20 protein-coding genes and 1 pseudogene are annotated in these 25,655 nt (G+C 70.1%); 4 read left to right on the top strand and 17 right to left on the bottom strand.

Annotation, left to right across the window (positions count from 1 at the left end; all coding sequences use genetic code 11):
- Positions 1-44: 44 nt before the first annotated feature.
- From ABZ453_RS00565 to ABZ453_RS00540, 6 genes are all read right to left on the bottom strand, one after another.
- Positions 45-1,964, bottom strand: a complete 1,920-nt coding sequence (locus ABZ453_RS00565; protein WP_359010108.1) for an AMP-dependent synthetase/ligase — start codon at positions 1,962-1,964, stop codon at positions 45-47.
- Positions 1,965-2,033: 69 nt separating this feature from the next.
- Complete coding sequence (locus ABZ453_RS00560; RefSeq protein WP_359010106.1) at positions 2,034-3,596, bottom strand: von Willebrand factor type A domain-containing protein; 1,563 nt, start codon at positions 3,594-3,596, stop codon at positions 2,034-2,036.
- A gap of 172 nt (positions 3,597-3,768) precedes the next feature.
- Positions 3,769-4,629: an ABC transporter permease gene (locus ABZ453_RS00555; protein ID WP_133040866.1), complete on the bottom strand. Its 861-nt coding sequence runs from the start codon at positions 4,627-4,629 to the stop codon at positions 3,769-3,771.
- Positions 4,626-7,277, bottom strand: a complete 2,652-nt coding sequence (locus ABZ453_RS00550) for a CocE/NonD family hydrolase (RefSeq protein WP_359010104.1) — start codon at positions 7,275-7,277, stop codon at positions 4,626-4,628. Before ABZ453_RS00550 ends, ABZ453_RS00555 begins: the two co-directional genes overlap by 4 nt.
- 349 nt (positions 7,278-7,626) lie before the next feature.
- A complete protein-coding gene (locus ABZ453_RS00545) occupies positions 7,627-8,121 on the bottom strand; it encodes a hypothetical protein (RefSeq protein ID WP_359010101.1) in 495 nt (164 codons plus the stop codon).
- 615 nt (positions 8,122-8,736) lie between these two features.
- Positions 8,737-9,033 (bottom strand): hypothetical protein, encoded by a 297-nt coding sequence (locus tag ABZ453_RS00540; protein WP_359010099.1) that lies wholly within the window; start codon positions 9,031-9,033, stop codon positions 8,737-8,739.
- A gap of 438 nt (positions 9,034-9,471) precedes the next feature.
- Here ABZ453_RS00540 and ABZ453_RS00535 point away from each other — a divergent pair, with 438 nt between their 5' ends.
- Positions 9,472-10,782: a nucleotide sugar dehydrogenase gene (locus tag ABZ453_RS00535; protein ID WP_359010097.1), complete on the top strand. Its 1,311-nt coding sequence runs from the start codon at positions 9,472-9,474 to the stop codon at positions 10,780-10,782.
- Here ABZ453_RS00535 and wecB read toward each other — a convergent pair.
- From wecB to ABZ453_RS00505, 6 genes are all read right to left on the bottom strand, one after another.
- Entirely contained in the window at positions 10,770-11,870 is a 1,101-nt protein-coding gene (gene wecB, locus ABZ453_RS00530) for a UDP-N-acetylglucosamine 2-epimerase (non-hydrolyzing) (protein ID WP_359010095.1), read from the bottom strand. The genes ABZ453_RS00535 and wecB overlap by 13 nt on opposite strands.
- Positions 11,867-12,520 carry an N-acetyltransferase gene (locus tag ABZ453_RS00525; RefSeq protein WP_359010565.1) on the bottom strand — a complete coding sequence of 218 codons (654 nt, stop codon included), beginning with the start codon at positions 12,518-12,520 and terminating at the stop codon, positions 11,867-11,869. Before ABZ453_RS00525 ends, wecB begins: the two co-directional genes overlap by 4 nt.
- 88 nt (positions 12,521-12,608) lie before the next feature.
- Complete coding sequence (locus ABZ453_RS00520; protein WP_359010093.1) at positions 12,609-13,646, bottom strand: Gfo/Idh/MocA family oxidoreductase; 1,038 nt, start codon at positions 13,644-13,646, stop codon at positions 12,609-12,611.
- A complete protein-coding gene (locus ABZ453_RS00515) occupies positions 13,643-14,719 on the bottom strand; it encodes a DegT/DnrJ/EryC1/StrS family aminotransferase (protein WP_359010564.1) in 1,077 nt (358 codons plus the stop codon). Before ABZ453_RS00515 ends, ABZ453_RS00520 begins: the two co-directional genes overlap by 4 nt.
- A 113-nt stretch (positions 14,720-14,832) precedes the next feature.
- Positions 14,833-15,405: a low molecular weight phosphatase family protein gene (locus ABZ453_RS00510; RefSeq protein WP_359010091.1), complete on the bottom strand. Its 573-nt coding sequence runs from the start codon at positions 15,403-15,405 to the stop codon at positions 14,833-14,835.
- On the bottom strand, positions 15,402-16,883 hold the full coding sequence (locus ABZ453_RS00505; RefSeq protein WP_359010089.1) for a polysaccharide biosynthesis tyrosine autokinase: 1,482 nt from the start codon (positions 16,881-16,883) through the stop codon (positions 15,402-15,404). Before ABZ453_RS00505 ends, ABZ453_RS00510 begins: the two co-directional genes overlap by 4 nt.
- Positions 16,884-17,189: 306 nt before the next feature.
- On the opposite strand from ABZ453_RS00505, the gene ABZ453_RS00500 reads away from it, so the two are divergent.
- A complete protein-coding gene (locus ABZ453_RS00500; RefSeq protein ID WP_359010087.1) occupies positions 17,190-17,864 on the top strand; it encodes a hypothetical protein in 675 nt (224 codons plus the stop codon).
- Between the two features lie 463 nt (positions 17,865-18,327).
- On the opposite strand, the gene ABZ453_RS00495 is transcribed toward ABZ453_RS00500, so the two are convergent.
- The 5 genes from ABZ453_RS00495 to ABZ453_RS00475 all read right to left on the bottom strand — a co-directional run bounded on the left by ABZ453_RS00495 (position 18,328) and on the right by ABZ453_RS00475 (position 24,844).
- Complete coding sequence (locus ABZ453_RS00495) at positions 18,328-19,524, bottom strand: glycosyltransferase (RefSeq protein ID WP_359010085.1); 1,197 nt, start codon at positions 19,522-19,524, stop codon at positions 18,328-18,330.
- Positions 19,511-20,485, bottom strand: a complete 975-nt coding sequence (locus tag ABZ453_RS00490) for a D-glucuronyl C5-epimerase family protein (RefSeq protein WP_359010083.1) — start codon at positions 20,483-20,485, stop codon at positions 19,511-19,513. Before ABZ453_RS00490 ends, ABZ453_RS00495 begins: the two co-directional genes overlap by 14 nt.
- Positions 20,482-21,705, bottom strand: a complete 1,224-nt coding sequence (locus tag ABZ453_RS00485) for a glycosyltransferase family 4 protein (protein WP_359010081.1) — start codon at positions 21,703-21,705, stop codon at positions 20,482-20,484. Before ABZ453_RS00485 ends, ABZ453_RS00490 begins: the two co-directional genes overlap by 4 nt.
- Positions 21,702-24,494, bottom strand: coding sequence for an O-antigen ligase family protein (locus ABZ453_RS00480; protein ID WP_359010079.1), 2,793 nt, complete (start codon positions 24,492-24,494; stop codon positions 21,702-21,704). Before ABZ453_RS00480 ends, ABZ453_RS00485 begins: the two co-directional genes overlap by 4 nt.
- Before the next feature lie 164 nt (positions 24,495-24,658).
- Positions 24,659-24,844: a hypothetical protein gene (locus ABZ453_RS00475; protein ID WP_359010077.1), complete on the bottom strand. Its 186-nt coding sequence runs from the start codon at positions 24,842-24,844 to the stop codon at positions 24,659-24,661.
- On the opposite strand from ABZ453_RS00475, the pseudogene ABZ453_RS00470 reads away from it, so the two are divergent.
- Together ABZ453_RS00470 and ABZ453_RS00465 are read left to right on the top strand one after the other, a co-directional pair.
- Positions 24,818-24,931 (top strand): annotated as a pseudogene (locus tag ABZ453_RS00470) (UDP-N-acetylglucosamine 2-epimerase (non-hydrolyzing)); the annotation flags it as partial. The gene ABZ453_RS00475 and the pseudogene ABZ453_RS00470 sit on opposite strands and share 27 nt — an antisense overlap.
- Before the next feature lie 109 nt (positions 24,932-25,040).
- Positions 25,041-25,466 carry a hypothetical protein gene (locus tag ABZ453_RS00465; protein WP_359010075.1) on the top strand — a complete coding sequence of 142 codons (426 nt, stop codon included), beginning with the start codon at positions 25,041-25,043 and terminating at the stop codon, positions 25,464-25,466.
- Positions 25,467-25,655 lie beyond the last annotated feature (189 nt).

Raw genomic sequence — 25,655 nt, 5'->3', positions numbered from 1 at the left:
GGCCGCCGAGCACCTCGGCGGCCCGCTTTCGTGTGCCCGGGCGGCTACTTGGCGTACAGCGCCTCGATCTCCTCCGCGTACGCGGCCCGCACGGCGTGCCGTTTCACCTTCAGGGACGGGGTGAGCAGGCCGTTCTCCTCGTTGAACTCGCCCTCGACCAGCGTGAAGGCGCGGATCGACTCGGCGCGCGAGACGGCCTCGTTGGCGTAGTCGACGGCCCGCTGGACGTCGGCGCGCATCCGGGGGTCGCGTACCACCTCGGACATCGGGGTGTCGGCGGGCAGCCCGCGGACGGACAGCCAGTGGGCGACCGCCTCGGGTTCGAGGGTGATCAGGGCGGCGACGAAGGGTCGGTTGTCGCCGACGACGACGCACTGGCCGATCGGCGGGCGGCTGCGCAGCCGGTCCTCCAGGACGGCCGGGGAGACGTTCTTGCCGCCCGAGGTGACGAGGATGTCCTTCTTGCGGCCGGTGATGGTGAGATAGCCGTCCTCGTCGAGCACGCCGAGGTCGCCGGTGGCGAACCACTCGTCCTGGAGCACGGCGTTGGTGGCCGCCGGGTTGTTCCAGTAGGCACCGAAGACGATGCCGCCCTTGATCAGGACCTCGCCGTCGTCGGCGATGCGCACCGCGGTGCCGGGGACGGGCTGGCCGACGGTGCCCGGGCGGGGCCTGAGCGGGGGCACGATGGTGGCGGCCGCGCTGGTCTCGGTCAGGCCGTAGCCCTCGTAGACGATGATCCCGGCCGCGTAGAAGAAGAGGTTGAGGTTGCGGTCGAGCGGGGAACCGCCGCTGATGGCGTAGCGCATGCGGCCGCCGAGTTCCTTGCGGACGCGGCGGTAGACCAGCAGGTCGTACAGGGCCCAGGCGGCGTACAGGGCGGGGCCCGGGCCCTTGCCCCGGTCGAGGAACTTGTCGAGGTACGCCGCTCCGAAGCGGACGCCGACACGGTCGGCGCGGTCGAAGGAGGCGCCCCGGCCGATCTTCTCGGCGGTGGCGCGGCCGGTGTCGTGGATCTTCTCGAAGAGATACGGCACGCCGACCAGGAAGGTGGGGCGGAACTCCTTGAGGGCGGGCCGGAGTTCGTCGGGCTTGATGCTGGGGCAGTGGCCGATCTCGATGCGGGCCATCAGACAGGCGATCTGCAGGGTGCGGCCGAGGATGTGGGCGAGCGGGAGAAAGAGGAGGGTGGAGGCCTGCTGACGAGTGACCTCCTTGAAGATGGGGTGCAGCAGCTCGACCGTGTTGGCGGCCTCGGCGTGCAGGTTGGCGTGGGTGAGCACACAGCCCTTGGGCCGGCCGGTGGTGCCGGAGGTGTAGCAGATCGTCGCGATCGTGTCGGGCGTCAGGGCGGTACGGCGCTTGGTGACCTCCTCGTCGGGGACGTCCCGGCCGAGGACGGTGAGCTCGGCGAGCGCGTCTTCGTCCAACTCCCAGGTGCGGGGCGGGGTCTGGTGGCCGGCGGTTCCGGTCGTCACCGTGGCGGTGTTGTCGGCGGTCTCGGTGACGACGAAGCGGGCGCCGGAGTCGCGGACGATCCACTCGACCTGCTCGGCGGAGGAGGTGGCGTAGACCGGGACGGTCTGGCCGCCGGCCGCCCAGATGGCGAAGTCGAGGACCGTCCACTCGTAGCGGGTGCGGGACATCACCGCGACCCGGCCGCCCGGTTCGAGGCCGGCCGCGATCAACCCCTTTGCCACGGCGCTCACTTCGCGGGCGAAGGCGGCCGCGGTGACCTGCTGCCAGGTGCCGTGCAGCTTGCGGCGCAGGATCACGGCGTCCGGGGCCTCGGCCGCGTTGGTGTAGGGCAGGTCGGCGGTGCTTCCGGTGGTGGGTGTCCTCGCCATCGGCGCGGTGCGGGCCTCGCACACCGTGCCGGACGTGTCCCTGACGACCTCGACCCTGGTGCGCGCGGCCAGGTCACCGCGTTGTTTCGCCCGCTTCAGATCCTTGCGTACGCCCATGACGGCTCCCGGTCGGCTCGGACTGGGAGCACAACTTACTCGCAAGTAAGAAAGAGTCAATGGGCCGGATCATTTCATGCTGCTCGCCTCGTCGATCGCCTCCGCCAGCCGGTCGACGTCCTGGTCCTCGGTCTTCTTCGCCAACGCGTGGGCCCGCTCACCGAGTTCACCGAGGCCGGGGTTGCCGGGGAGGGAGCCGACGTCGTCGGCCTCGGAGGCGCGGGTGCGCAGGGTGTCGGCGAAGTAGGCGGCGATCGCGGTGACCTGGAAGCGGCTGGGGGCGCTCCACACGTCGTCGTGCAGGGCGTCGGTCTCCAGCTGGCCGGACTCCTCGTGCGGGGCGCGGGACTTCGGGTCGAGCCAGCGGACGCTCGCGGTGGCGAGGTGGCCGTCGGCGCCGGGCTTGGTGCGCACGGCGTACAGGGCGGTGACGGTGTGGCCGGGGCCGACCTCGCCGCCGTCGACGTTGTCGTCGCGGAAGTCCTCGTCGGCGACCTTGCGGTCGTCGTAGCCGACGAGGTGGAACTCGGCGACGGTCTCCGGGTCGAAGGCGACCTGGGCCTTGGCGTCCCGGGCGGTGAGCTCGATGTTCTGCGGGAGCTGGTCGACGAAGACCTTGCGGGCGTCGTCCTCGCCGGAGACGTAGGCGGTGTGGCCGTCGCCCTTGTCGGCGAGGCGTTCCATCAGGGCGTCGCCGTAGTCGCTGCCGACGCCGACGCCGAAGAGGGTGATGCCGTGGTCGCGGCGTTCGCGGGAGACGCGTTCGAGGATGGAGTCGGCGTGCGTGTCACCGGTGTTGGCGAGACCGTCGGAGATCAGTACGACCCGGTTGGTGGCGCCCTCGCGCAGGCCGTCGGTGGCGGTGGCGTAGCCCTTCTCGACGCCCGCGCCGAGGTTGGTGGAGTCCTCGGTCTCGAGGTCGTCGACGGCGTCGTGGACCCTGCCGCGGTGGCCGCCGAGGCGGGTCATCGGCAGGACGGTCCGCGCCTCGTCGCTGAAGGTGACCAGGGCGACCGAGTCGTCGTCGCCGAGCTGGTCGGTCATCGTGTCGAGGGACTTCTTCGCCAGGTCGAGGCGGCCGGGCTCACCCATGGAGCCCGAGACGTCGACGACGAACGTGAGCGCGGCGGGCGGACGTTCGCCGGAGTCGGCGGCGCGGGTGGCGAGGCCGACACGGACCAGGGACCAGGCGGAGCTGTCGGTGCGGGCCCCGTCGACGGTGACCGAGAAGCCGTTGCCGTCGGGGCGGTCGTAGTCCTGGCGGAAGCTGTTGACGAACTCCTCGGGGCGCACCTGCGAGGGGTCCGGCAGCCGGCCGTCGGCGAGGACCCGGCGGGCGTAGCCGTAGGAGGCGGTGTCGACGTCGAGGGCGAAGGTGGAGAGGTGGTCGGCGGACGGGCTGTCGTCCGGGCTCACTCCGCGCTGCTCCCCGGCCGCCGCCGAGCCGGCCGGGGCCGGGAGGCCGCCGGTGCGGTTCGAGCGGTCCGCCGAACCGGTGTTGCTGTCCTGGCCCGCGCTGCACGCCGTGAGCAGCAGGCCGCCCGTCGCCGCGAGGGCGAGCAGGGCGACGCGCAGCCGTCGGGTACGACGGTGTGCCGTGCCGGGCCCTGGTGTTGGATACCGCTGCTTCATCTTCCGTGCCCCCTCTGCCGATTGACCGGTGGTTCGAACGGCCGTATTGGCGTCGCCGTCTGTGACTGTGACGGCGGAGGGGGTCGGAACGTGCGTGACGAACCGTTGCGGATGGATCTCGAAGCGGCCACGATCATGGCCCGCCGAGACCGGTGGGTGACCCTCCGTTGACCTAGGAGACCACGTCCTTGCGGGCGAAACCGCGGAAGGCCAGGGCGAACAGGACGAGCGCGTACGTTATGGAAATCGCCGTGCCCTGGATCATGCCGGACCACTCCGGATGCGGCTGGACGGCGTCCGCCCAGGCGAACTGCCAGTGCGCGGGCAGGAAGTCCCGCCAGTGGCCGAGGGCGGTCACGGCGTCCAGGACGTTGCCGACGATGGTCAAGCCGACCGCGCCGCCGACCGCGCCGAGCGGCGCGTCGGTCTTGGTCGACAGCCAGAACGCCAGCCCGGCGGTGACCAGTTGGGACACGAAGATGTACGCCACCACCACCAGCAGGCGCTGCGTGGCCGTGCCGGTGTCCAGCGCGCCGCCGGTGGGGATCTGCAGCGGGCCCCAGCCGTAGGCGGCCGTGCCGACGGCCAGGGCGACCACCGGCAGCAGGATCATCGCGGCGAGGCTGAGGCCGAGTCCGACGACGAGCTTGGACCACAGCAGGCGGGCGCGCGGCACGGGCGCGGCCAGCAGGTAGCGCAGGGAGGACCAGCCGGCCTCCGAGGCGACCGTGTCCCCGCAGAACAGGGCGACCGGGATGACCAGCAGGAAGCCGGCCGACACGAACAGGTTGACGGCGGCGAAGTTGGCGCCGGACGCCGTCGCCGTGTCCATCAGCGTCACCTGGCCGTTGCCCTGGCTCGGGTTGCCGATCGCGAAGGCGATCAGCAGTACGAATGGCAGCGCGGCGAGGATCGCGCCCATGACGAGCGTGCGGCGGCGCTTCAACTGCCGTACCAGCTCGACCCGCAGGGGCAGGGTGCGGCCGGCCCGGTAACCGGAGGCGGTCTCGGTGCGCTCGACGAGCGTGCTCATGCGGAACCTCCGATCAGGGTGAGGAAGGCGTCCTCCAGGCGGCGGTGCGGGCCCACCGACTGGACGGGCACTTCGAGCCGAACGAGCTCGACGACCAGGCGCTGCGCGCTGCCGTCCGGGTCGAGCCGGACCAGGAGGCCGCCGTCGGCGGGCACCGCGGAGGCGACGCCCGGCAGGGTGGCGACCTTCTCGACGACCGGCTCCTCCACGGGCGCGGCGGTGCCGACGAGCAGGGTGTCGCCCGAGCCGATGATCTCCCCGACCGGTCCCGCCTGGACGAGCCGGCCGCGGTCCATGACGACCAGGTGCGTGCAGGACTGCTCGACCTCCGCGAGGAGGTGGCTGGAGACGATGACCGTACGGCCGGCGGCCGCGTAGCGGATCAGCACCTGCCGCATCTCGCGGATCTGCGGCGGGTCCAGGCCGTTGGTCGGTTCGTCGAGGATGAGCAGGTCCGGCAGGCCCAGCATGGCCTGGGCGATGGCCAGGCGCTGGCGCATGCCCTGGGAGTAGGTGCGCACGGCCCGGGCGAGCGCGTCGCCGAGCCCGGCGATCTCCAGGGCCTCCTGCAGATGGGCGTCCTCGGGCGGGCGGCCCGTGGCCTGCCAGTACAGCTCCAGGTTCTCCCGGCCGGACAGGTGCGGCAGGAAGCCCGCGCCCTCCACGAAGGCGCCGACCCGGGAGAGGACCGGGGCGCCGGGGCGGATGGCGTGGCCGAAGACGCGGATCTCGCCGGCGTCCGGCTTGATCAGGCCCATCAGCATGCGCAGGGTGGTCGTCTTGCCCGCGCCGTTCGGCCCCAGCAGGCCGAGGACCTGGCCCTTCTCGACGCGGAAGGTCACCTCCCGCACCGCGTACCGGTCGGCGGAGCGGGCGTACCGCTTGCTGAGGCCGGTGATCTGCAGCGGGATCTCGGCGAGGTCGGGGTCGGGCGGCGGTGCCGCGGTCGTGCGGCGACGGCTCGTCAGGAGCAGGGCCAGGGCGATGACCGCGCCGGCCAGCGGCAGCCACCACACCCAGGACGGCAGCGGGGCGGCGGCGGTCGTCACACCGGGGGCCGTCGGCACCGTGAGGTCGCCCTTCAGCGAGACGGTGTACCTCGCCGGGGCGGTCGGGGAGGCGTAGCCGAGGTCGGTGGAGGCGAGGACCAGGCGCAGCCGGTGGCCCTGCTCGACCTCGTGGTCGATCGCCGGGAGGGTGATCGTGACGTCCCTGCCGGCCTTGGCGCCCTCGACGCGGACGGGCGTCACCAGCTGCGAGGGCAGCACGGGGGTGCCGCCGCCGGGCCCGACGTCGTACACCTTCGCGAAGAGCACGGCGTCGTCGCTCGTCGACGTCATGTGCACGGTGACGGTCGGCGATCCGGTGACGCGCAGGCCGGTGCTGAGCGGCGCCGACTCGAACCGGGCGTACTGGCCGGGGAAGTCCAGCGAGACACCGACGCCGAGCGAGGACAGCTGGGCGAGGCCGCCCGCGCCGCCGAGGCCGGGCAGGGCCGAGACCCCGGGCGGGGTGGCGCCGGGCGGGTTGTCGAAGCGCTGCTGGGTGCCACGCAGGGCGACCGGGCGCCGCCCGCTCTCCAGGCCCGGGTAGGTGGTGTCGGTGGCGCCGCGCAACTGGGCCGCGCCGCTGGTGGAGTCGACGCCTCCGGTGCGGGTGACGCGGAAGGCCGGGCCGGTCTCGGCGCCCTTGTCGTCCTTGAGGTACCGGTCGAACCAGGCACGCACGCGTGACTGCGTCCGCCCGGTCTCCATGTCGCCGCCGTCGTGGCCGCCGGCGATCCAGTCGACGTCCACCGGGGCGCCGTTGGCGCGGATCGCCTTGGCGGCCGCGTCCGCCTGGCCGAGCGGGAAGAGGGAGTCGGTCTGGCCCTGCATCAGCAGGGTGGGCACCTTGATGCGGCTGCCGACGGCGGAGGGGGAACGGGCCTGGAGCAGCTCGCGGGCCTGGGCGTCGGGCCTGCCCGACTCGGCGACCCGCTCGTACATCCGGCACAGCTGCGGTTCGAACTTCGCGCAGCCGCCGCCGGAGTTGACGAAGATGCCGGCCCACAGCTTCTTGAAGACGCCGTTGGGGAACAGGGCGTCCGCGAGGTTCCAGTAGGTGATCGCCGGGGCGATGGCGTCCACGCGCTGGTCGTAGCCGGCGGCGAGCAGGGAGATCGCGCCGCCGTACGAGGCGCCGGCGACGCCCACGCGCGGGTCGCCGGGCTTGTCGAGCTGGACCTGGGGCTGCTTGGCCAGCCAGTCGATGAGCCGGGAGACGTCCGCGACCTCGCCCTTGGGGTCGTTGAGGCCGATTTTGCCCGTGGACCTGCCGAAGCCCCGGGCGGACCAGGTCAGTACCGCGTAGCCGTCTCTGGCGAGGTCCTCCGCCTGCTGCCGTACGTCCTGCTTGCTGCCGCCGAAGCCGTGGGCCAGCAGCACGGCGGGCCTGCGGCCGGCGGAGCCGGACGTGAAGTACGAGGTGTCGACGCGGACACCGTCGATGGCCATGATGCGGTCGGTCTCGTGCACCGGCGGCTTGCTGTCCGAGGCGACGGCCGTCCACGTTCCCGCGCCCGCGAGTACGACGACGGCGGCCCCGGCGGCCAGCAGCCGTCGGGGCCTCCGCAGCAGCCCTCGCCGGTGGGGCAGTCGAAGATCCATGCGTCAACGGTACGGGGCGTCGCTGACAGTGGGGGTAGACCCTGGGGGGAACTGTGGCCGTCGACGTACCGCAGTTGGTGTATGGCTGCGAGATCGATCGGTCCCGCGATCTGCCGAGTGCGGGTTCGTGGGGGTTGCTCGCGCAGTTCCCCGCGCCCCTTTGCGCCACGCTGCGCCGGTGACTGTGTGGGATCGGGAACTCGAAGAAAGAAGGGTCTTCACAGGCTGCCGCCTGTGAAGACCCTTCACCCCAACGTCACATTGGGAGACACCGAGGTGGGGCTTGCTCAGTGAATCACCGGCCCTCCCGGACAATTCCTCGGGTCGGCACTGCGCGAGGAGCGCTTGGTCAGGCGGCGGTCACACAAGCGTTGGCCTTGAGTGCCGCGCTGGTGGTGAGCACCGCGTTCAGCGCCAGAGTGATCTGGGCCTGGTTCGGCGGGACGGCCGTCACCGCCGCGACCAGGGCCTTGAGGTCCTGCTGGAGCTGAAGAGCGAGAGCCGCACAGATCGGAGTCACGGGGGGCGTCGGGAGACACAGCTGAGCCTGGAGCTGGACGACCGTGGCCTGGGCCGCGGTGATTGCCGCCTGGGCCGCGACGACATCGGGCGGCGTGGCGGCCAGAGCAGTCTGGGCGGCCTTCAGCTGCGTGGAAAGCTGAGCGCTCAGAGCGGCGCAGGTCAGCGACCTGGCCCCCTGGGTCTTCACTTCCTGAACGACAGGGACATGCTTGGTGATCTGCGGGGTCGTGGCCGCTGTGGCTGCCGGGGAGAGAGCCATAGCCAGGGAGGTCAGGACCGCGGCCGACGCGACCGCGGACCCGAAGCGCTTGAAGGATGGCATTCCGCGCCTTTCTCTGTGTGAATGAGGAAGCTGGTGGGGACGTCCCCGTGATTCAGGAAGCCCCGCAACGTGATCGGCGGCAATCCAGCCATCCTGTTCGCCCCGGGCCGCAGGAGGCGCCAGGAGACCGCGATCGACAGAAAACGCCAGGTCAGAAGCGTTTGGAGCACGAAATTCGTACCGCGGTTCCCATTACTGTGAATGAGTGGCCCGAAGGGCAACCAGCACGGTGGGCCCGGACCTGCCGCCATCTCGCCGGGCGCGCTGGGCGATCGAGGAGTGCTTCCAGGCCGCGACGAACGAGTGCGGCCTGGATCAGTACGAGGTCCGTCGCTACGTGGGCTGCTATAGGCACATCACTCGTGACACCCGGGGCCATCGGGCTCACAGGGGCGGAGGTTCGGCGACTCCTGGCAGCTTGTCGTGCCCGGCCCCCGCATCTGAGCGGACACCGCGGACGACACCACGCGCTGAGCTGGTCGAACTGGCGTCGCCGACGCCAAGCAGTCGCCCGCCGCTCTCACTACCTGCGGCATTGTCGCACGATCGAGCGGTCTCCGTGAGACCGCCGACAGGCGCCTTCGCATGATCACAAGTCGTGCCTTCGCCAGCCTTCTACACGTCCGCCTCGGGCCGCCGTTCCTCGAGGATCTCAAGGACCTGAATCTTGCCCGCCGGGACGATGTGAGCAGCGGGAATGTAGTGGTGTGTCGTCCACCACGCGTCCGCATCGATCTCCTGGCCTGCCCGCCCCCACTGCATCATCTCCAACTCCTCCCCAGGCCGGAAAACCCTCGACTTCCCCTCCAGCGAGTTGGCGCGATGTTCCTCGCCGATGCGGACCCGAGCACGCACGAACCAGTCATGCGCGGCGACATCTCCAGGAAGGTAACTATCAGTCATTTCAGACATCTACCCGAATTACTCTATATCTGGTATACCGCCACGCCGACCGGCCGGCGCAGACCGGGCCGGCCATACGCGACTGGGACGACGCCACCGCCCGCTACACCACAGCAACCGGAACCGCCCCACAACAGGGCATCATTGGCGGGCCGAGAAGCCACGGTGACTTCCCGGCCCGCTCATCATTGCGCCTCATCCAGGCCTACAAACAGCCGCTCACGTGCCGGAGTTCCTGCCGAACAGCGCCTTGAGCAGACCGGGTGGCTGGTGGGCGAGGTCCGTGCGGCAGTCGGGGCAGTGGCGGCCGTCCTCGGCCGGGCGTTGGACCCTTCGTGTCGGCTCACTGAAATGAAGCTGCGGAGATAAGGTGCGTAGTGCTTTGTCAATGCGTGTCGGCTTTCTTCGGTCGCCTGCGCAGCTGGTTGCCGCTCGGAGGAAGTAGCCGTGCAGATCTGTGTGGTGGCGCTCGGAAAGATCGGTCTGCCGCTGGCTGTCCAGTTCGCGGCAAAAGGCCACCACGTCATCGGCGCCGACGTGGACGAGCGAGTCGTGCGCCTGGTCAATGAGGGCGTTGAGCCGTTCCCCGGCGAGGCTGAACTCGCTGAGCGGCTGAAGAGCGTCGTCGCGGCGGGGCGGTTGCTGGCCACCACCGACACGACCGCGGCGGTCACGCACGCCGAAGCGGTCGTCCTGGTCGTTCCGGTATACGTCGACGCCCATGGCACGCCCGACTTCGGCTGGATGGATACGGCGACGCAGGCGGTGGCGCGCGGACTGCGGCCGGGCACACTCGTGTCGTACGAGACGACACTGCCCGTCGGTACGACTCGAGGGCGCTGGGCGCCCATGCTGGAGCAGGGCAGCGGGCTGACCGCGGGCCGGGACTTCGCTCTCGTCTTCAGCCCCGAAAGGGTGCTGACCGGACGCGTGTTCGCCGACCTGTGCCGCTACCCCAAGCTGCTCGGCGGCATCGACGTCGCCTCCGCCCGCCGAGGTGTCGAGTTCTACGAGTCCCTCCTCGACTTCGACGTACGCGACGAACTGCCTCGTCCCAACGGCGTCTGGGACCTCGGCTCAACGGAGGCCGCGGAGTTCGCGAAGCTGGCCGAGACGACCTACCGTGACGTGAACATCGGGCTGGCGAACCAGTTCGCACGGTTCGCGGACCGCATCGGCATCGACGTGGAGCTGGTGATCGACGGCTGCAACTCGCAGCCCTACAGCCACATCCACAAGCCTGGCATCGCCGTAGGAGGTCACTGCATTCCCGTCTATCCGCGGATGTATCTGTGGAACGACTCGGACGCGACAGTCGTACAAGAGGCCCGCGCGACCAATGCCTCGATGCCCGAGTACGCGGTACGGCGGCTTGCGGAGGTGTACGGCGACCTCACCGGCGCAGGCGTGCTGGTACTGGGCGCGGCCTATCGGGGCGGCGTCAAGGAGACCGCATTCTCCGGGGTGTTCCCCGTCGTCGAGGCACTGCGGGCGCGCGGCGCCGAGCCGTACGTGTCCGACCCGCTGTACACGGCCGATGAGCTGAGGGCACTCGGCCTGCCGCCGTACAGCGGCCGGACAGTCACCGCCGCTGTCGTCCAAGCCGATCATGGCGAGTACCGAGAGCTCGGGTCCGACCGGTTCCCGGAGGTGCGCGTCGTGGTCGACGGGCGGCGGATCACCGACCCCGATCGATGGGCCGGGGCCGAGGTGATCCTGCTTGGTGCGCCGTCCCGGACGGCGGCTCAGCGGGCTTGACATCCGCTCAGGTGATCTTCCAGCGCCCGCACCACACGGGGTGCTGCTTCGCCGTCGCCGTACGGCACACCGCGTGAGCTCCTGGGCGCAGGACGCAGGACGGTGTCACGCCATGTCTGGGAGCCCAGTTCACAAGGATCCGGCACGAGTGCGTTCCAGCCGCCCCGGAGCGTTTCGGGCCATTCCGTCTCCGTACGGAGTGTCGTGCAGACGCGTTCCAACAGGAACGCCTCTTTCTGGAGTCCTCCCGAGTCGGTGATCACGCCACGCGATCCGAGCACCGTGCGGATCAACTCGGCGTAGGGAAGAGGGCGGCTGATATGGAGAGAGCCGCTGTCGAGCTTGACGCCGAAGTCCTCTGCACGTGCGAGCAGCCGGGGATGGGCGGCCAAGGCGACAGGAACCGGCAGACTGGCCAGGGCATCCACGAGAGCGGCCAGGCGATCGGGACGATCCGTGTTCTCGGCCCGGTGCAGTGTGGCGAAGAGGTAGGGCCCCTGGGCGTTGATGAAGGCCGGAAGTGCGGCGGTGGCTTTGCCCCTCAGCACCTTGTCCCTGATGCGCAGGCACATGTCGACCATGACGTCCCCGGTCAGAACGACACGGTCGGCCAGGCCCTCGGCTGCCAGGTGGCGCACCGCCTCCTCGGTGGGTGCGAGCAGCAGATCGGCAGCGTGGTCCGTGAGGACGCGGTTGTGCTCCTCGGGCATCCGCCGGTTGAAAGAGCGCAGGCCCGCTTCCAGATGGGCAACGGGGATGTGCTGTTTGGCAGCGGAAAGCGCGCCGGCAAGAGTGGAGTTGGTGTCTCCGTAAACCAACACCCAGTCGGGGTGTGCGGCGGCGATGACGGGATCGAGGGCCGCCAGAATGGTACCGGTCTGCACGCCGTGGGTGCCTGAGCCGACGCCCAGGTGCACGCGGGGCTCGGGGATGGAGAGGCCGGTGAAGAAGACGTCGGACAGATCGGCGTCGTAGTGCTGACCGGTGTGGACGATCACATGATCGTGCTCCGTGTTGCCGAAAGCTGCGGCGACTGCGGCAAGCTTGATGAATTGGGGCCGCGCCCCGACCACGCTCATGACCTTCACGGGATCGACTTTTCTCGGTATTGAGCTGAAAGCTCCGTCAGAACTCCGTCGTTCTCCGAGTAGAGATTCCCATTACTCGGGCACTCCCAGACTCCGACCCGATCCGGCAGTGCGCGCAGACGCTCGCCGGCAGGTCCCACCCATCCGATCTGACGGGCAGGGGCACCGGCGACGAGGGCGAAATCCGGCACATCCTTGGTGACGACGGCCCCCGCGGCGACCATCGCCCAGCGGCCGATGCCGACCGGAGCCACACACACTGAACGCGCGCCGAGTGACGCGCCCTCAGCGACCCGGACGCCGACCGCTTCCCAGTCACCGGCGCGCTTCAGACGTCCGTCCGCGCCGACGGCGCGAGGATTGCGGTCGTTCGTGAGGACGACCGCAGGCCCGACGAAGACGCCGTCGGCCAGCTCGGCAGGCTCGTACACCAGCGCATGGTTCTGAATCTTGACCCTGTGACCGATCTTCACCCCGGGTCCCACATAGACACCCCGGCCCACGACGCAGTCACAGCCGAGCACGGCTTCCTCGCGAATCTGCGCGAGTTCCCACACAGTCGTACCTGGGCTCAGCACGGCTGACTCGTCGACCTGTGCACCGGGTGCGATCCGCACCTGCGGAAACGCCACCTCACCGCTTTGGTTCATGTGCTGAGCAACGAGCACCGACTGCTCTGGATACTGCTCTCCGGGCAACCTCGCCAGGCTGGGTCCCGGTCCTCGGCAGGGGTGCTCGTCATGACCGCTGGGTGACCACCGCCAGGGTCGGCGTGCGCGGGCGTCGCAGGCTCACGGATGCCTTCCGCCGTGCCGAGTCGAGGACCGCCTCCGCCACCTCCACCGTCCTCAGCCCCTGATCGAGCGTGACGATGTCCGTGGCCTTCCCGTTCACGGCATCACGGAACCGCTCGTGCTCCACGAGGAGCGGCTCACGCTTGGGGATGGCGTAGCGGACCATGTCGCCCTCGGCCACGCCGCGGAATGCTCGCAGGGCCTCCCACTCGGTGGCCACCGCTCCGTTGGCGTGGAAGGTCAGGTCTGCCGTGAGAGTGTCGGCGACGAGGCAGCCACGCTCGCCGGTCACCGCGGTGTAGCGCTCCTTGTGGGGGCTGAGCCAGTTGACGAGGTGGCTGACCATGGTGCCGTCGCTGAGATCGCCGACCACGGAGACCATGTCCTCATGGAGTCGGCCGCTCTTGGAGGCCGTGCGCGCGGAGAGCGAGACGTAGTAATGGCCGGTGATCCAACTGGTGAGGTCGATGTCGTGAGTGGCCAGGTCCTTGACGACCCCGACATCGCCGATGCGGTGCGGGAAGGGCCCCTGGCGGCGGGTGACCACTTGGAAGACGTCCCCGAGCTCTCCCGCCTCGAGGCGGGAACGCAGGCTCTGCAGTGCCGGGTTGAACCGCTCGATGTGTCCGACACCGGCGACCAACCCCGCTCTGTCGAAGGCGTCGACCAGCCGTTGTGCGGCCGTCGCCGAGTGGGCGAGCGGCTTCTCGATCAGCGCGGGCACGCCGTTGTCGGCCAAGGCCAGGCCGACCTCCTCGTGCAACGCCGTGGGACAGGCGACCACCGCGTAGTCGAGTCCACGCGCGAGCAGCTCATGCAGGGTGGCGACGACAAGGGTGTTCCGGCTGGCACCCGTGGTGTCACCTGCCGGGTCCATGACGCCCACCAGCTCGACGCCGTCAAGCGACGACAACACCCGGGCGTGGTTGCGTCCCATGGCTCCAAGGCCGATGAGCCCGGCCCGAAGGGTGCGCCGGCTCACCCGACTCTTCCGGCATCGCTCACGGCCTGTGCGATCCGCTCCAGCTCGGCCTGTCGCAGGGTCGGGTGGACCGGGAGGGAAAGAACCTCCGTGGCTGCCCGATCGGTCTCGGGCAGGGGCGGGCTGCCCTGATCCTGATAGGGCCTGAGTCGGTGGATCGGGGTCGGGTAGTACACCGTGCTGCCGATGCCCTGTCGCGCCAGGTCCCGCTGCACGGAATCCCGGAGACCGCCCGGGATGCGGACCGTGTACTGGTGGTAGACGTGCCGCGCACCGTCGGCCTCATGCGGAGTGGACAGCGCCTCGATGTGGGAGTCGAGCACCTTGGCATTGGCTCTCCGCCGCTCCGTCCAGGCTGGTAGCTGCTTCAGCTGCTCACGGCCGACGGCCGCCGCGACGTCGGTCATCCGCATGTTGGCCCCGACGATCTCGTTCTCGTAGCGCTGCTCCATGCCTTGGTTCCGCAAGAGCCGAAGGGTGCGGGCGAGGTGCGGATCGGCGGTCGAAACGATGCCGCCCTCGAGAGCGTGCATGTTTTTCGTGGGATAGAAGCTGAAGCATCCCGCCTCACCGAAGGTGCCGACGGGGCGTCCGTGCAGCGTGGCTCCGTGCGCCTGACAGGCGTCCTCCAGTACGGCGAGCCCATGGCGTGCGGCGAGTTGCATCAGCTGGTCCATGGGCGCGGGGTGCCCATACAGATGCACCGGCATGAGGGCGGCGGTGCGCGGACCGATCACCGCTGATGCGGCGAGCGGGTCGAGGCAGTAGGTGCTGGACGTGATGTCGGCGAAGACTGGATCGGCACCTACCAGGCGTACTGCGTTGGCGGTCGCCGCGAACGAGAACGAGGGCACCACGACCTCGTCTCCCGGTCCGATGCCCAGGGCCATGAGGCTCAGCTGCAGGGCGGAGGTTCCTGAGTTGACCGCTACACAGGCGCGGCCGGCGACCAATTCGGAGAACGCGTCTTCAAACGCGGCCACTTCCGGGCCCTGGACGACACGGCCACTACGCAGAACGCGTACGGCCGCAGCGATCTCGGCTTCACCGATCACGGGTCTGGTCACCGGGATCGATGGAAAGGAGCAGGTCACTGGACTTCTCCGTTCGGGGGGCGAAAGAGAGTCGACCCACGATCAACTTCTGCTCGCCCCGTCCGGTTTTCCTGCGCGTCGCGTATCCACCCTTATGGCTGATCAGAGGAGTTGCACATCGCTCGATTCAGGAACAGCTGCACCAGTCCGCTCACCGCCCTGTCAATCTCCAGGGCACACTCGTACAGCTCCTCACGGGGCCCGCCCCAGGGGTCCGGGATGTCGTCCTCGGCCTGCGGGACCGGGGCCGCGGTACCGCGACGGGTGGCAGCCGCTGCCACCACGGCCTCGAATCCGCCCCCACCCGCCCCGGCGGCTCCCCCATTCGCGAGCCGCACGAACTCCTTCAGGGTGAAGCAGCGCCGCATCGCCGCCGGGGCGAGGCGGACGGCCGCCTCGCGGTGCTCGCGCGCGAGTCCGAGGACCAGTGGGGCACCCGCCATGAGCTGTGCGGTGAGCGGCCGGGAGATGAATCCGGAGCCGTCGCCGCCCAGCTGTTCCAGGACCTCCCGGGCGGTGTCGTCCATGCGGGGCCGGTGACACGCCTCCGTACCGGCGCTCTCCGGCCGCAGTGCCGAGCCCGGCGGCAGCCTCGCCGCCAGAAGGCGCTCGGCGAGCACCGAGCGGTACACGTTGCCCGTGCAGACGAACAGGATCCGAGTCATGTCCCGTCCGTGGTACGCGTCACCGCCGAGGCGGCCGCCCCCTCCGGCGTGGCCGACGTCCGCGGAGCGGGCAGCTCGCCGTACGGCCCGTAGGCGCCGTAACGGCCGTAACGGCCGCCCTTGGGAACCGGAGCCATGCTGAACACGGTGCCGAGCACGCGCGCGCCCACGCGCTCCAGCGATTCCGTGGCGGTGCGCACCTGATCCCGGTTGGTCTTCCCGGCCCGTACGACGAGCAGCGCGCCCTGGGTGAGAGAGGCGAGCCCCGCGGTGTCGGCGACCGGCAGCAGCGGCGCCGTGTCGATGACCACGACGTCGTACATGTCCGCGAGCTCGCGCAGCACCTCTTCCATACGCGCCGAAGCGAGCAGTTCCGCGGGGTTCGGCGGCACAGCGCCGCTGGCGAGCACCGAGAGCCCGCCGGCGACCTGCTGCATCACATCCTCGACACGGGCTTGTCCGATGAGCACCGTGGTCAGACCCGCGTCCTGGACGAGGCCGAAGGCCGGTGCCACGCACGGGCGGCGGAGGTCGCCGTCCACGAGGCAGGTGGAGACGTCGGCCTCGGCGAGGGATCGGGCGAGGTTCATCGCGATGTTCGTCTTGCCCTCACCGGGCACCGAGCTCGTCACCAGGATGATCCGCGGCGGATCGTCGACCTGTGAGAACTGCAGGTTGGTCCGTAGCTTGCGGAACGCCTCGGCACGCGCGGAGTGCCCGTCGGTACTGATCAGCGGCTGCCTTGGGGCGTTCCTGTCGTACGGGATGGTGGCGAGGCCGGGCATGGCGGTGAATGCACCCAGTGCCTCGCTCGTCTTGAACGTGGTGTCGAGCGTCTCACGGAGGGCGACCAGCCCGGCAGCGAGCAGCAGGCCGCCCACCACACCCGCGGCCAGGTTGAGCAACGGGCGGGGCTCTGCGGGAGAGGTCGGGGCGACGGCTGCCTCGGTGACGCCCAAGGAGACCGGGGAGACCGGGGGTACGCGCGCGTCGTCCTCGGCCCTGTTGCCCGTCTTGGATGTCGAGGAGACCGGCCGCTTGGGGGTCTCCAACCGCTCGACGACCGAACTGAACCGCTTTGCCACGGCGTTGGCGATGCGCGCCGCGCGCCGGGGCGCGGTGTCCCGGACAGTGATGTCGATGAGCACGGTCTTGAGCGGAACGCCGGCGGTGATCCGGGACGCCAGCTCCTCCGGAGTGGTGTGCAGCCGCAGCTGTTTCACCACGGGAGCGGTGACCTGACGGGTCCTCACAATCTCGGCGTACGACTGGACGCGCGCCTGCGAGAACGTCTGCCCCTGGTTCAGATCGATGGTGTTCTCACCGGCGCGGGTGGCGACGAAGAGCTGCGTCCTCGCCTCGTAGACGGGGGTGCTCGCGCTTGTCACGGCGAGCGCCGTCCCGACCGCGAGAACCAGACAGACCACGACCGTCGGCCATCGCCTGGCAAGAGCCTTCAGGAATCCTTGGAGATCCAAGCTGCACCCCTCACGGGACTGAGGGAACCACCCGAAGTGGGGCTTTCTGTTCCCTATGGACGATGTCGACCATAGGGACTCGGACTCTTCGAAAGAGGGAGCCACCCCCTGTGTCGCCCCCTCGAACGGCGCTTGCGACCTGCACCGCGCGAACCGGGACTGGACCAATCCGGTGACTTCTCGCGCCATCGGACCAACGAGTGTCGTTATGTTCTCTTTGCGCCATGTATCCAGGTCTTGGTGTCCACACCGATTGACGGCCGCCGCACGACCAGGCCCGGACCCAAGTCGAGGAGATCGAAGAAGATGACAGCATCGCGCAGATGGCGGGCCGCTCTGGTGTCGGCGGCATCGACTGCCATTCTCATCGGAGCACCGCTGATCGGGGCGCAGGCCGCCTCCGCGCAGCCGTACCCGCCGCCGCCCCCGCCCCTGTCCGTCAGTACCACGACGGTGACAGCCGGGGATTCCTTGGACTTCAGCACCGTCTCCGGGGTGTTCGCCCCCGGGGCGCGCGTCACGGCACTGCTGGAATCCACCCCGGTCGTGCTCGGCCACTTCCGCGCCCGGGCCGACGGATCGGTTTCGGGGACCGTGACCATCCCGGCGAACACCATCACCGGCTGGCACGTGTTCCGGCTCACCTCGCGCCACCCCGACCCGAGTGTCGGCGTCAGCATCTACGTGCAGGGCAGTCTGACGCCCACCCCGACCCCCAAGCCGCCCCACCACCCGGGCAAGCCCGGGCACCACGGCACGCCGGGACACGGTGGCCACAACGGAGATGGCGTCGGACGCGGCGACTCCCACGAACTCGCCGCAGCCGTCGACCCGATGAGCTACCCGGACGTGAACGGGAGGGCCAAGAAGCTCGCCGCGACGGGCAGTGACAAGGCCCTGGTGATCGGCGGCACCGCGACCGCCCTCCTCATGGCGGGCGGTGGCACGATGCTGGTCGTGCGCCGTCGTCGCAGTTCCTGACGGATCAGGGCGTGCCCAGAGCACGACTACGGCGTCCCGGCCCCGGCCGGGACGCCGTCCGTCTGCCCGGAACCAGCCGTTCCGGGCAACCGGACTGCGCGCCGTCGCCGCACACCGGAATACGCCCCTGTCGGACATGGCGGCGCTCCTGGCCACCGGCTTCCTCCGGACGGAGCCACCGCGCTGCTCACCCGATCCGAGCCGATCGCGGCCCGGGGGCGTGGGTGAGGGTTTCGAGGACCTTCACCCCCAGGTTTCGGCGAGGGGACCATCCTGGCGGGCCGGCCTCGCCTCGGGCCTCCTGCGTGCCGGCAAAGTCGCCCCCAGCTCCCCTTCGAACGGCATCGCGGCCACCCTCGGAACGGACGGTTCCGCCTCACGGGCAGGTTCTGGCCCAAGGTGTTCCGCGTCGCCCTGGTTCCGGCATGAGGTGCCCCTCGCGGCCCCCTGGCATCCTGCGGGATCACATCGCCCCCGCACGGGCCACCTCCCTGTACAGCCGTTCGAGTTCGGCGATTTTCAGGGAACCTCGCTCGGTCTGGCCGATCAGCTGGTTGTTGGCAAGGCGATCGGCGGCATCCAGCGGCCCCGTGCCTGAGAGGGCATCAGCCAACGTGCTGACCAGCGGATCGGGAAGCAGGTCCGCCAGCAGGCCGTCCGCCAGCAGTTCCCGGTAGGGCGCGATGTCGGAGAGCAGCAGCCGGCACCCGGCAGCCGCGGCCTCGAGCACCGAGGAGCTTCGCTGGTCGGACCGGGGGACCGAGATCGCCACATCGCTCGCGCGCATCAGGCTGAACATCTCGGCCTGGCCGAGTGGCTGATCGACGAGGGCGACCTGGCCGGACAGGTCTTGTGCCCATGCGCGCACCAGCCCGAGATATTCCTGCTGCGCGTGTCTGGCGGCCGCGTGAACCGGCTGGTGACCTGCCACCAGCAGGAGGAACAGGTCCGGCCGGACCCGCGCGGCGCGGGAGAAGGCCGTGAGGATCTCGTGTGTACGGTAGACCTCCGACGTACTGCGGACCGACAGCGCGACCGTGGCTTCGGCCGGAATGCCGTACTTCGCGCGTGTCAACCGGGGATCTGCGTCGTGTCCGGCATCCAGCAGCACGTCCGGTACCCCCCAGGACAGGACCGTGATCCGTGAGCGGCGGACCCGGTACCGGGTCGCGACCAGCTCAGCCACCTCCCGGGAGGTCGGTACCACGCGCACGGCCCGCCGCAGCGCCAGCCGGGCGACCAGCGCCCGGCCGGGATGCCGGTCCGCCGCGCGCAGTTCGGAGCCCCACGGCGTGACAAGGAGCGGCACCGTCGGGCGGGCCGGGAGCAGAAGGGAGAGCGCCCCGTGCGCACCGAGCGAATGCACGTGGATGACATCCGGCCGCGCCCCGCGCACCTCGTGGCGCAGCCAGTGCCCCGCGCGCAGCACCCGCAACGGCCGGCGCCCTCCGGTGGGGGCGGATGCGGCTCGCCAGCCATCGGGAGACAGGCCCGGCTCGTGCCAGCTGCAGACCGTCACCTGATGGCCCCGCACGGCCAGGTCGTCCGCCCAACGCCGGGTGTGCGCCGACGTGGCCGGCGCGAGCAGGACGACGCGCAGCGGCGCGGCCGGCACATCGTCCGTGCGCCGCCGTAGCGGGACATGATCATGATCCTGCACGGTGCTCCCTGAGTACGAAACGGCCCTTGCCGGCCGCAGCTCGCACCCGCCTGGTCGGGCTCCGCGTGTAGCGGTCCCACGCGGTGCCCACCGCCAGCCATCGCGGGTCGGCGAGCACGCGTCCGGCCGCGGTCAGCAAAGCGGTGTGCAGGCAGTGGTAGGCGAAACTGGCGGGCGCGTGGTGCCGCAGGTCGTATCTGGTCCAGTACCCCAGGTCGAAGTCGGGCAGCGAGTCGCGCAGCCGGTCCGCCACGCGCTCGTGGACAGTCCCGCCCTGATGCCCACTCAGCTCGCAGAGACCGAAGAGGGCGAAGACCGCACCGTTGAGAATGTGACTGACCGGGTCCGACGGGCACTCCTCGGGAAAAGGGCGCCCCAGTTGGTCGTAGTGCGAACAGCCGCCCGCCTCCAGCGGCCGAAGCATCAGTTCCACCGCACCCTCGCTCGCATCGAGAAAGGACCGCTCGCCGGTCGTGGCGTATGCACGCAGCATCACGGACACCGCCAGGCCCTGAGCCATGGCGGAGTACCAGCCCGGGCGTACGCCGTACCGCGGCACCGGTACCGGATAGCGCCAGCCGCCATTGCTGTCCTGGGCGGCACGCAGCCATCCGGCCTGAGTCAGCAGAGCCTGGATGCCCGGCGGCCGTTCGTCCGAAGTGGCCGGGGACCGTCCGGCGGCGAGCGCGCGGGTGTGCTGGGCGAGCGCATACAGGCTGACCGAGACCGGGTTCCGGTAGGTTGAGCCGGTCACGGCACGCGTCACCACGACGTGCTCGTGGTCGAGCATGCTCCCGGCGGTCATCGGCCGCAGGTCGAGCGGGTATCTAGCCGGTTGGTCGGTCGACGTGTCACTTGGCGGTGCCGTCACGTCGACCGGGAAGCTCGGCCGCCGCAGGTCGCGTACCGCCTTCCCCACCATGCCGGCAAGGGTTGCTGTGGGCCACGTCCTGTCCTTCACGCCTTCCTCCAGCGGAGCGGCCGGCGTCGCCCCCGCGCGGCCAGCGCCTGGTGGTACAGCTCGTCCACCTGGCTCACTGTCCCGGCGATGTCGAACTGCCGGAGCGCGAGTTCGCGGCCGCGGCCGGCCATGCGGAGACGTGCTGCGGGGTCGGCGACCAGTGCGTTCACGGCCTGTGCCAGTGCTGCCGCGTCGGCGGGTGGGACCAACAGGCCGGTACGACCGTGCTGGACGGTGTCCGGCAGGCCACCGACCTCAGTCGCCACCACGCCCTTGCGCATGAGCAGCGCCTCCACCACGGTGTAGCAGGCGGACTCGTCCATGGAGGGGTTCACCAGTACGTCCAGCCCGGCCATGACCGAGCTGATGTCGGACCGGAAGCCGGTGAACCGGATCCGGTCGGCGACGCCGAGCCGGGCAGCGCGGCGTTCCAGCTCTCTCCGGTACTCTCCGTCGCCGACCAGCTCGTCGCCGACCACGAAGAACCTGGCGTCGGAGTTCTGCCGCAGAATCAGCGGGACGGCGTCGATGAAGACTTCATGCCCCTTGACGCCGACCTGGCGGAACTCGCGCAGCTTGCTCGGATACATGTAGGCGACCATGCCGATGGCCGGCGTGTCGCCGCCGAGCCCGAACTCCTGGCGGAACGGCCCCGGCGGCGTCGCCGGATCGAACCGGTGCACGTCGCAGCCGTAGTAGCTGACCGCGACCGACCGCGCTCCCATGGCCTGGTAGCGGTGCGCGATCGCCCGGCACGACCCGAGCACCAGGTCATCCCGACGCAGCGAGAGCCATTCCAGGATCCGGAAGGGAGCCATCCGTAGATGCACCAGTCCTGGAACCTGCGACACGACCAGCGCCGGCCGATGGGCAAACGACGCCACTCGTGCCGCGAGCATGGCGATGATCAGATGCGAGTGGATGACATCCGGCTTGTACTCCCTGACGAACTTCATCAGCCGCCACTGCGCGGCCATCAGCCCGGGCAACTGCCTGACACGACGGGACAGTCCGAACCCGATGATCTCCACCCGGACGCCCCCGACCTTGCGCAGCCGGTCGGCGAGCGGGCCTTCCCGGGGCAGCACCGCGCAGACCTCGTGGCCAAGCTCGGCCAGCCCCCGCACCTGATCGTGGAACCAGCTCCCGCCGACGGCGGTCGAGGTGATCTGGAGGATGCGCAGCCGCCGCGGGGGCTTCCCGCTCCCGAACGTACTCATCGCGCCACCGGCGCAGACGCCGACGCCAGTACCGGTGCCGCTGCCGGCACCGGTACTGGTGTCGGCCCCCGTGATGGGCCGACCGGAACCGGCTTCGCAGCCAGAATGATCAGCATCAGGCCGGCCAGCAGAGGGGGCACCAGCAGGACCTCACCGAACAGCGAGCAGACCCCGGCACCGACCATGGCCAGCAGCGCCGCCTCACCCGCAGGATCACCGGAGCGGATCGCACTCCAGGCCCGGCGGGCGCCGAGCACGGCAAGTGCGCCGATCCCGAGCGCGCCCACAAGCCCTGTCTGCGAGAGCACGGTCAGGTAGGTGTTGTGCGCGAATTCCAGGAGCGGGAACTGTAGGAACATGACCTCGTAATCACCGGTGGCTTGGTAATAGGCGGGCAACTGGTCGGCGAAATTCAAATATCCGACGCCGAAAGCCGGGTGTGCCTCGAACATCCGCAGGGCGCTGCTCCACAGGTCGAGCCGTACAGCAGAGTTGGCGTCCGGGGCGCCGCCGAGGATCGAGTCGAACCGGGCCGCGATCGCCTCGGGCAGCAGCGGCAGTATGCAGGCCGCGCCGGCACCCAGGGCCAGGGCACCGCGCAGTGATCTACGGGCGGTATAGAGCGCGATCACCGCGATGCCCGCCAGATATGCCTCGCGGCTCAGCGAGTAAGCGACCCCCAGGCCGAGCACTACGACCGAGGCGGCGGTTGCCAGTCGCGTCAGGCGCCCCCGGACGGCCGGGCAGCGCCTGAGCAGGACTGCGGCCGCCATGACGAGCAGGGCCCCCACGGCGTTGTGGTTGGCTGTGCCCTCCTGGGTGATGGCCAGAACAGCGGTGTCGGCAGGGGTGAGGTCCGCCTTCATGGCGAAGATGGACCCGGCTTGGGCGATTTCGATCACGGCCAGAATCACACTGCCGTAGCAGAACACCGTGAGCGCCCGGTCAAGAGCGGGTCCCGGTGGGGCGATCAGTGGTACAAGCAACAGCGGCGCGCACGTCAGCAACAGGTACTGCCAGTTTCCGGTGCCCTTTGGCCCGGTGTCGCCGACCACGGCGCTGGCGGCCGCCATATAACCGACCGTGCCGGTGGTGATCAGGGCACCGATCAGCTTCGGCCACACGATCCCCGTGCCGGCGACGAGGCGACCCAGCAGGCAGACGAGCATCAGGGCGACCAGGCGCCTCGGGCTGATGAGCGATGTCCCGACGTTTGACTGCGAGAGCGGGATCGCGGCTGCGAGCACATAGAGACCCGCGTCTGGGATAAGTAGGCAGGCCACGACGAGGACCGCAATCCCGACGGCGGCGCCGACCAAGCTGACGGCGGGGCCGTACGCCATCGCGAGGTAGCCGACACCTGCCGTGGTCACAAGCCCCGCCGCGACCAGGTGGGCTCGCCTGAGCATCATGGACCTCACATACCTCGGATACACGATCTGCCGGCTGTCGCCGACCCACTTGGCCACCAGTCGACCGACCGGTCGGCGTGCAGGGGCGGGCTGCCCGTCCTCGGCAGCAGGCCGAGCCAGAGGGTGCCGGCCGGCGCGGACGCCCCACCGCACACCCCGGCCGATCAGGATCGCGAACACCAGGTATCCGGCCGAGTCGGCCGCGCCGGCACCGACTGCCGCATAGTGGGGGGTCAGCACTCCGAGCAAAACGACGTTGACCATCCCGCCGATCACGGTGGCCGTGATCACCGGCCGAAGCAGGTCGGTGGCCGCCAGATAGGCCTGGAGCGAGCGGCCCGTGCTGAACAGCACAAGACCCGGGAGCATCGCCCAGATCACCTGCACGGCACCGGAGTACGGCCGCCCGTAGACCGCCGGGATCAGGACGGGTGCGGCTGCCGCCACCATGGCGGCCGACGCGGCGGCGGCAGCGAACACGGTCCGGGCAATCCTGGCCGCCGCCCGCGCGTCGACGGCACCCGACGTGACCGCGGGAAACATCACCAGCGCGACCGCCGTCGGAAGCAGGAACATCGCCTCGGCCACGGGCAGTGCCACGGCGTACATGGCCACGGCCGTCGCCCCGGCGAGCAACTGGATCACCGGCACGTCGAGACGCAGCATTCCGTAGTGGATGAGATTCGGGAGATAGGCCCTGAGGGCGAAGCTGCCGAAAGTCCGGGCGGACACCCGTTCACCATCGTCGTGGACCCGGGCCGTGCTCGCCATCAGCAGCACCCCGGCGCAGAGCAGTTGCCCGGCCAGCGCGGACAGAAAGCAACTAGTGGGGGTCAGTGATCTTGCGGCGAACAGGCCGCAGACTCCGACAAGGTGACAGGCCGCCGGGACGGTGCTCGCGAGGGTGTACGTCCTGACCCGGCCGCGGCCGATCTCGGCCGTGCCGAGCAGCGTGGTCAGCAGGGTCACCGGGCACATGGTGGCCGCGACCAGCGCAAGCCGAAACGGCACACCGAGCAGCACGACCGGCAAGAGATGACCGAGCAGCAACCACAGCCCCGCCAGTGCCGAACCGGGAACCAGGGAGAACGCCACGCTCCACCGGACGATCTGACGGTACGCGGTGTGCGAGGTTCCAGCGAACCGGGCGTTGGCGTTGTCCATGCCCAGGACCGTGACGATGCTCAGCACAGTGGGGACCGAGATCATGACCGCGAACGTGGCCCGGCCGTGCACCCCCAGGTCCCGCGCCGCGATGACGCCCGCCGCGAAGCTCATCGCCGTGGCGAGCAGTCGCGCGGCCAATGAGCCTCCGATGGCCGCCGGGCTCACTCCCGGCAGTCGGACGCGGAGGCCTTTCATGATCGACTGCACCACGAACACGGCCTCCGGAGTCGCGAAACGGGATCGGTACCGCAGGGACGGCGGATGTCGTCACCGCCTCGGCACGCGCACAATGTAGCGGCACCAGTAACCCAAAGTGGCATGTTGAGCACACAGAGTAGTAGCGTTTCTCGGCGTCGGGCCGGTCACCGCTGGCGTTAGCAGACGCCGGACAGGGCTGTTCCGGCGTGGACGACCCGGCCTGACAGGGGAACGCCGTTGTGAAAGTGTTCAGTGTGGTCGGTGCACGTCCGCCGTTCGTCAAGCTTGCACCGGTCGCGTGCCAGCTCGCCCGCCGCGGCGACGAACAGCTGATCGTGCACACCGGCCAGCACCACGACCACCTGTTGTCCCCGTCCTTCTTCGACGATCTCGGCATCCCGCGCCCGGACGTCAACCTGGAGGTCTGCCCGGCCAGTCAGGCAGAGCAGACCTCCAGAATGCTCGTGGCGCTCGATCCAGTCCTCGGGCGGGAGCGCCCGGACTGCGTTACTGACCTACGGCGGCACCAACTCCACCCTCGCCGGCACGCTCGCGGCGGTGGCCCGCGACCTGCCCCTCGGGCATGTGGAAGTGGACCTGCAGTCCTTCGACCGGACGGTGCCCGAGGAAGGCAACCGGATCATGGCCGATCGCCTGGCCGATCTGCTGCTCGCTCCGACCGCGGTGGCGATGGCCACGCCGCGGGTGACCAGGGAGCAGTGGGCGGGGCCGGGTGGAGAACGGCGTTCACCGTTCCGCAGCGGGCATCCGGGGCAGTACCTGCTCGCCGCCGTGCACCGAGCAGGCCACCACCGACCATCCGGAGCGGCAGGTCGCAATGGTTGCCGCGCTCGCCGCAGGCCCGCATCCCGCCCGGCTGCTGGTGCCCCCCACCCACGACTCGCCGCCCGAGTCCGGCAGTTCGGCATCGACCTGTCGGGCGGCTCCCCGCAGCGGTCGGCCCGCTGCCCTACCGGAAAGTGATCGCCGAGCTGGCCGGGGCCCACGGACGGATCACCGACTCCGGCGACCTGCAGAAGGAGGGGCTGGCGCTCGGTGCCCCGTGCGCCGAGACGGAATGGACGTGCTGGTGCCCGACCCCTGAGAACTGTCGGCGGCCGCGGCCCGGCCGGCGAGCCGCGCGCACCCTTCGGTGACGGTGAGACCACCGTC

The sequence above is a fragment of the Streptomyces sp. NPDC005799 genome, assembly GCF_040630525.1.
GTDB classification, from domain to species: domain Bacteria; phylum Actinomycetota; class Actinomycetes; order Streptomycetales; family Streptomycetaceae; genus Streptomyces; species Streptomyces griseorubiginosus_B.
Note: the sequence above shows the minus strand (reverse complement) of the source record. Positions and strands in the feature narration are given on the sequence as shown.

Excerpts from the sequence above, each read along its gene's own strand:
- ABZ453_RS00565 (WP_359010108.1), bottom strand. The coding sequence starts at position 1,964 with ATGGGCGTACGCAAGGATCTGAAGCGGGCGAAACAACGCGGTGACCTG.
- ABZ453_RS00560 (WP_359010106.1), bottom strand. The coding sequence starts at position 3,596 with ATGAAGCAGCGGTATCCAACACCAGGGCCCGGCACGGCACACCGTCGT.
- ABZ453_RS00555 (WP_133040866.1), bottom strand. The coding sequence starts at position 4,629 with ATGAGCACGCTCGTCGAGCGCACCGAGACCGCCTCCGGTTACCGGGCC.
- ABZ453_RS00550 (WP_359010104.1), bottom strand. The coding sequence starts at position 7,277 with ATGGATCTTCGACTGCCCCACCGGCGAGGGCTGCTGCGGAGGCCCCGA.
- ABZ453_RS00545 (WP_359010101.1), bottom strand. The coding sequence starts at position 8,121 with ATGCCATCCTTCAAGCGCTTCGGGTCCGCGGTCGCGTCGGCCGCGGTC.
- ABZ453_RS00540 (WP_359010099.1), bottom strand. The coding sequence starts at position 9,033 with ATGTCTGAAATGACTGATAGTTACCTTCCTGGAGATGTCGCCGCGCAT.
- ABZ453_RS00525 (WP_359010565.1), bottom strand. The coding sequence starts at position 12,520 with ATGAACCAAAGCGGTGAGGTGGCGTTTCCGCAGGTGCGGATCGCACCC.
- ABZ453_RS00510 (WP_359010091.1), bottom strand. The coding sequence starts at position 15,405 with ATGACTCGGATCCTGTTCGTCTGCACGGGCAACGTGTACCGCTCGGTG.
- ABZ453_RS00500 (WP_359010087.1), top strand. The coding sequence starts at position 17,190 with ATGACAGCATCGCGCAGATGGCGGGCCGCTCTGGTGTCGGCGGCATCG.
- ABZ453_RS00485 (WP_359010081.1), bottom strand. The coding sequence starts at position 21,705 with ATGAGTACGTTCGGGAGCGGGAAGCCCCCGCGGCGGCTGCGCATCCTC.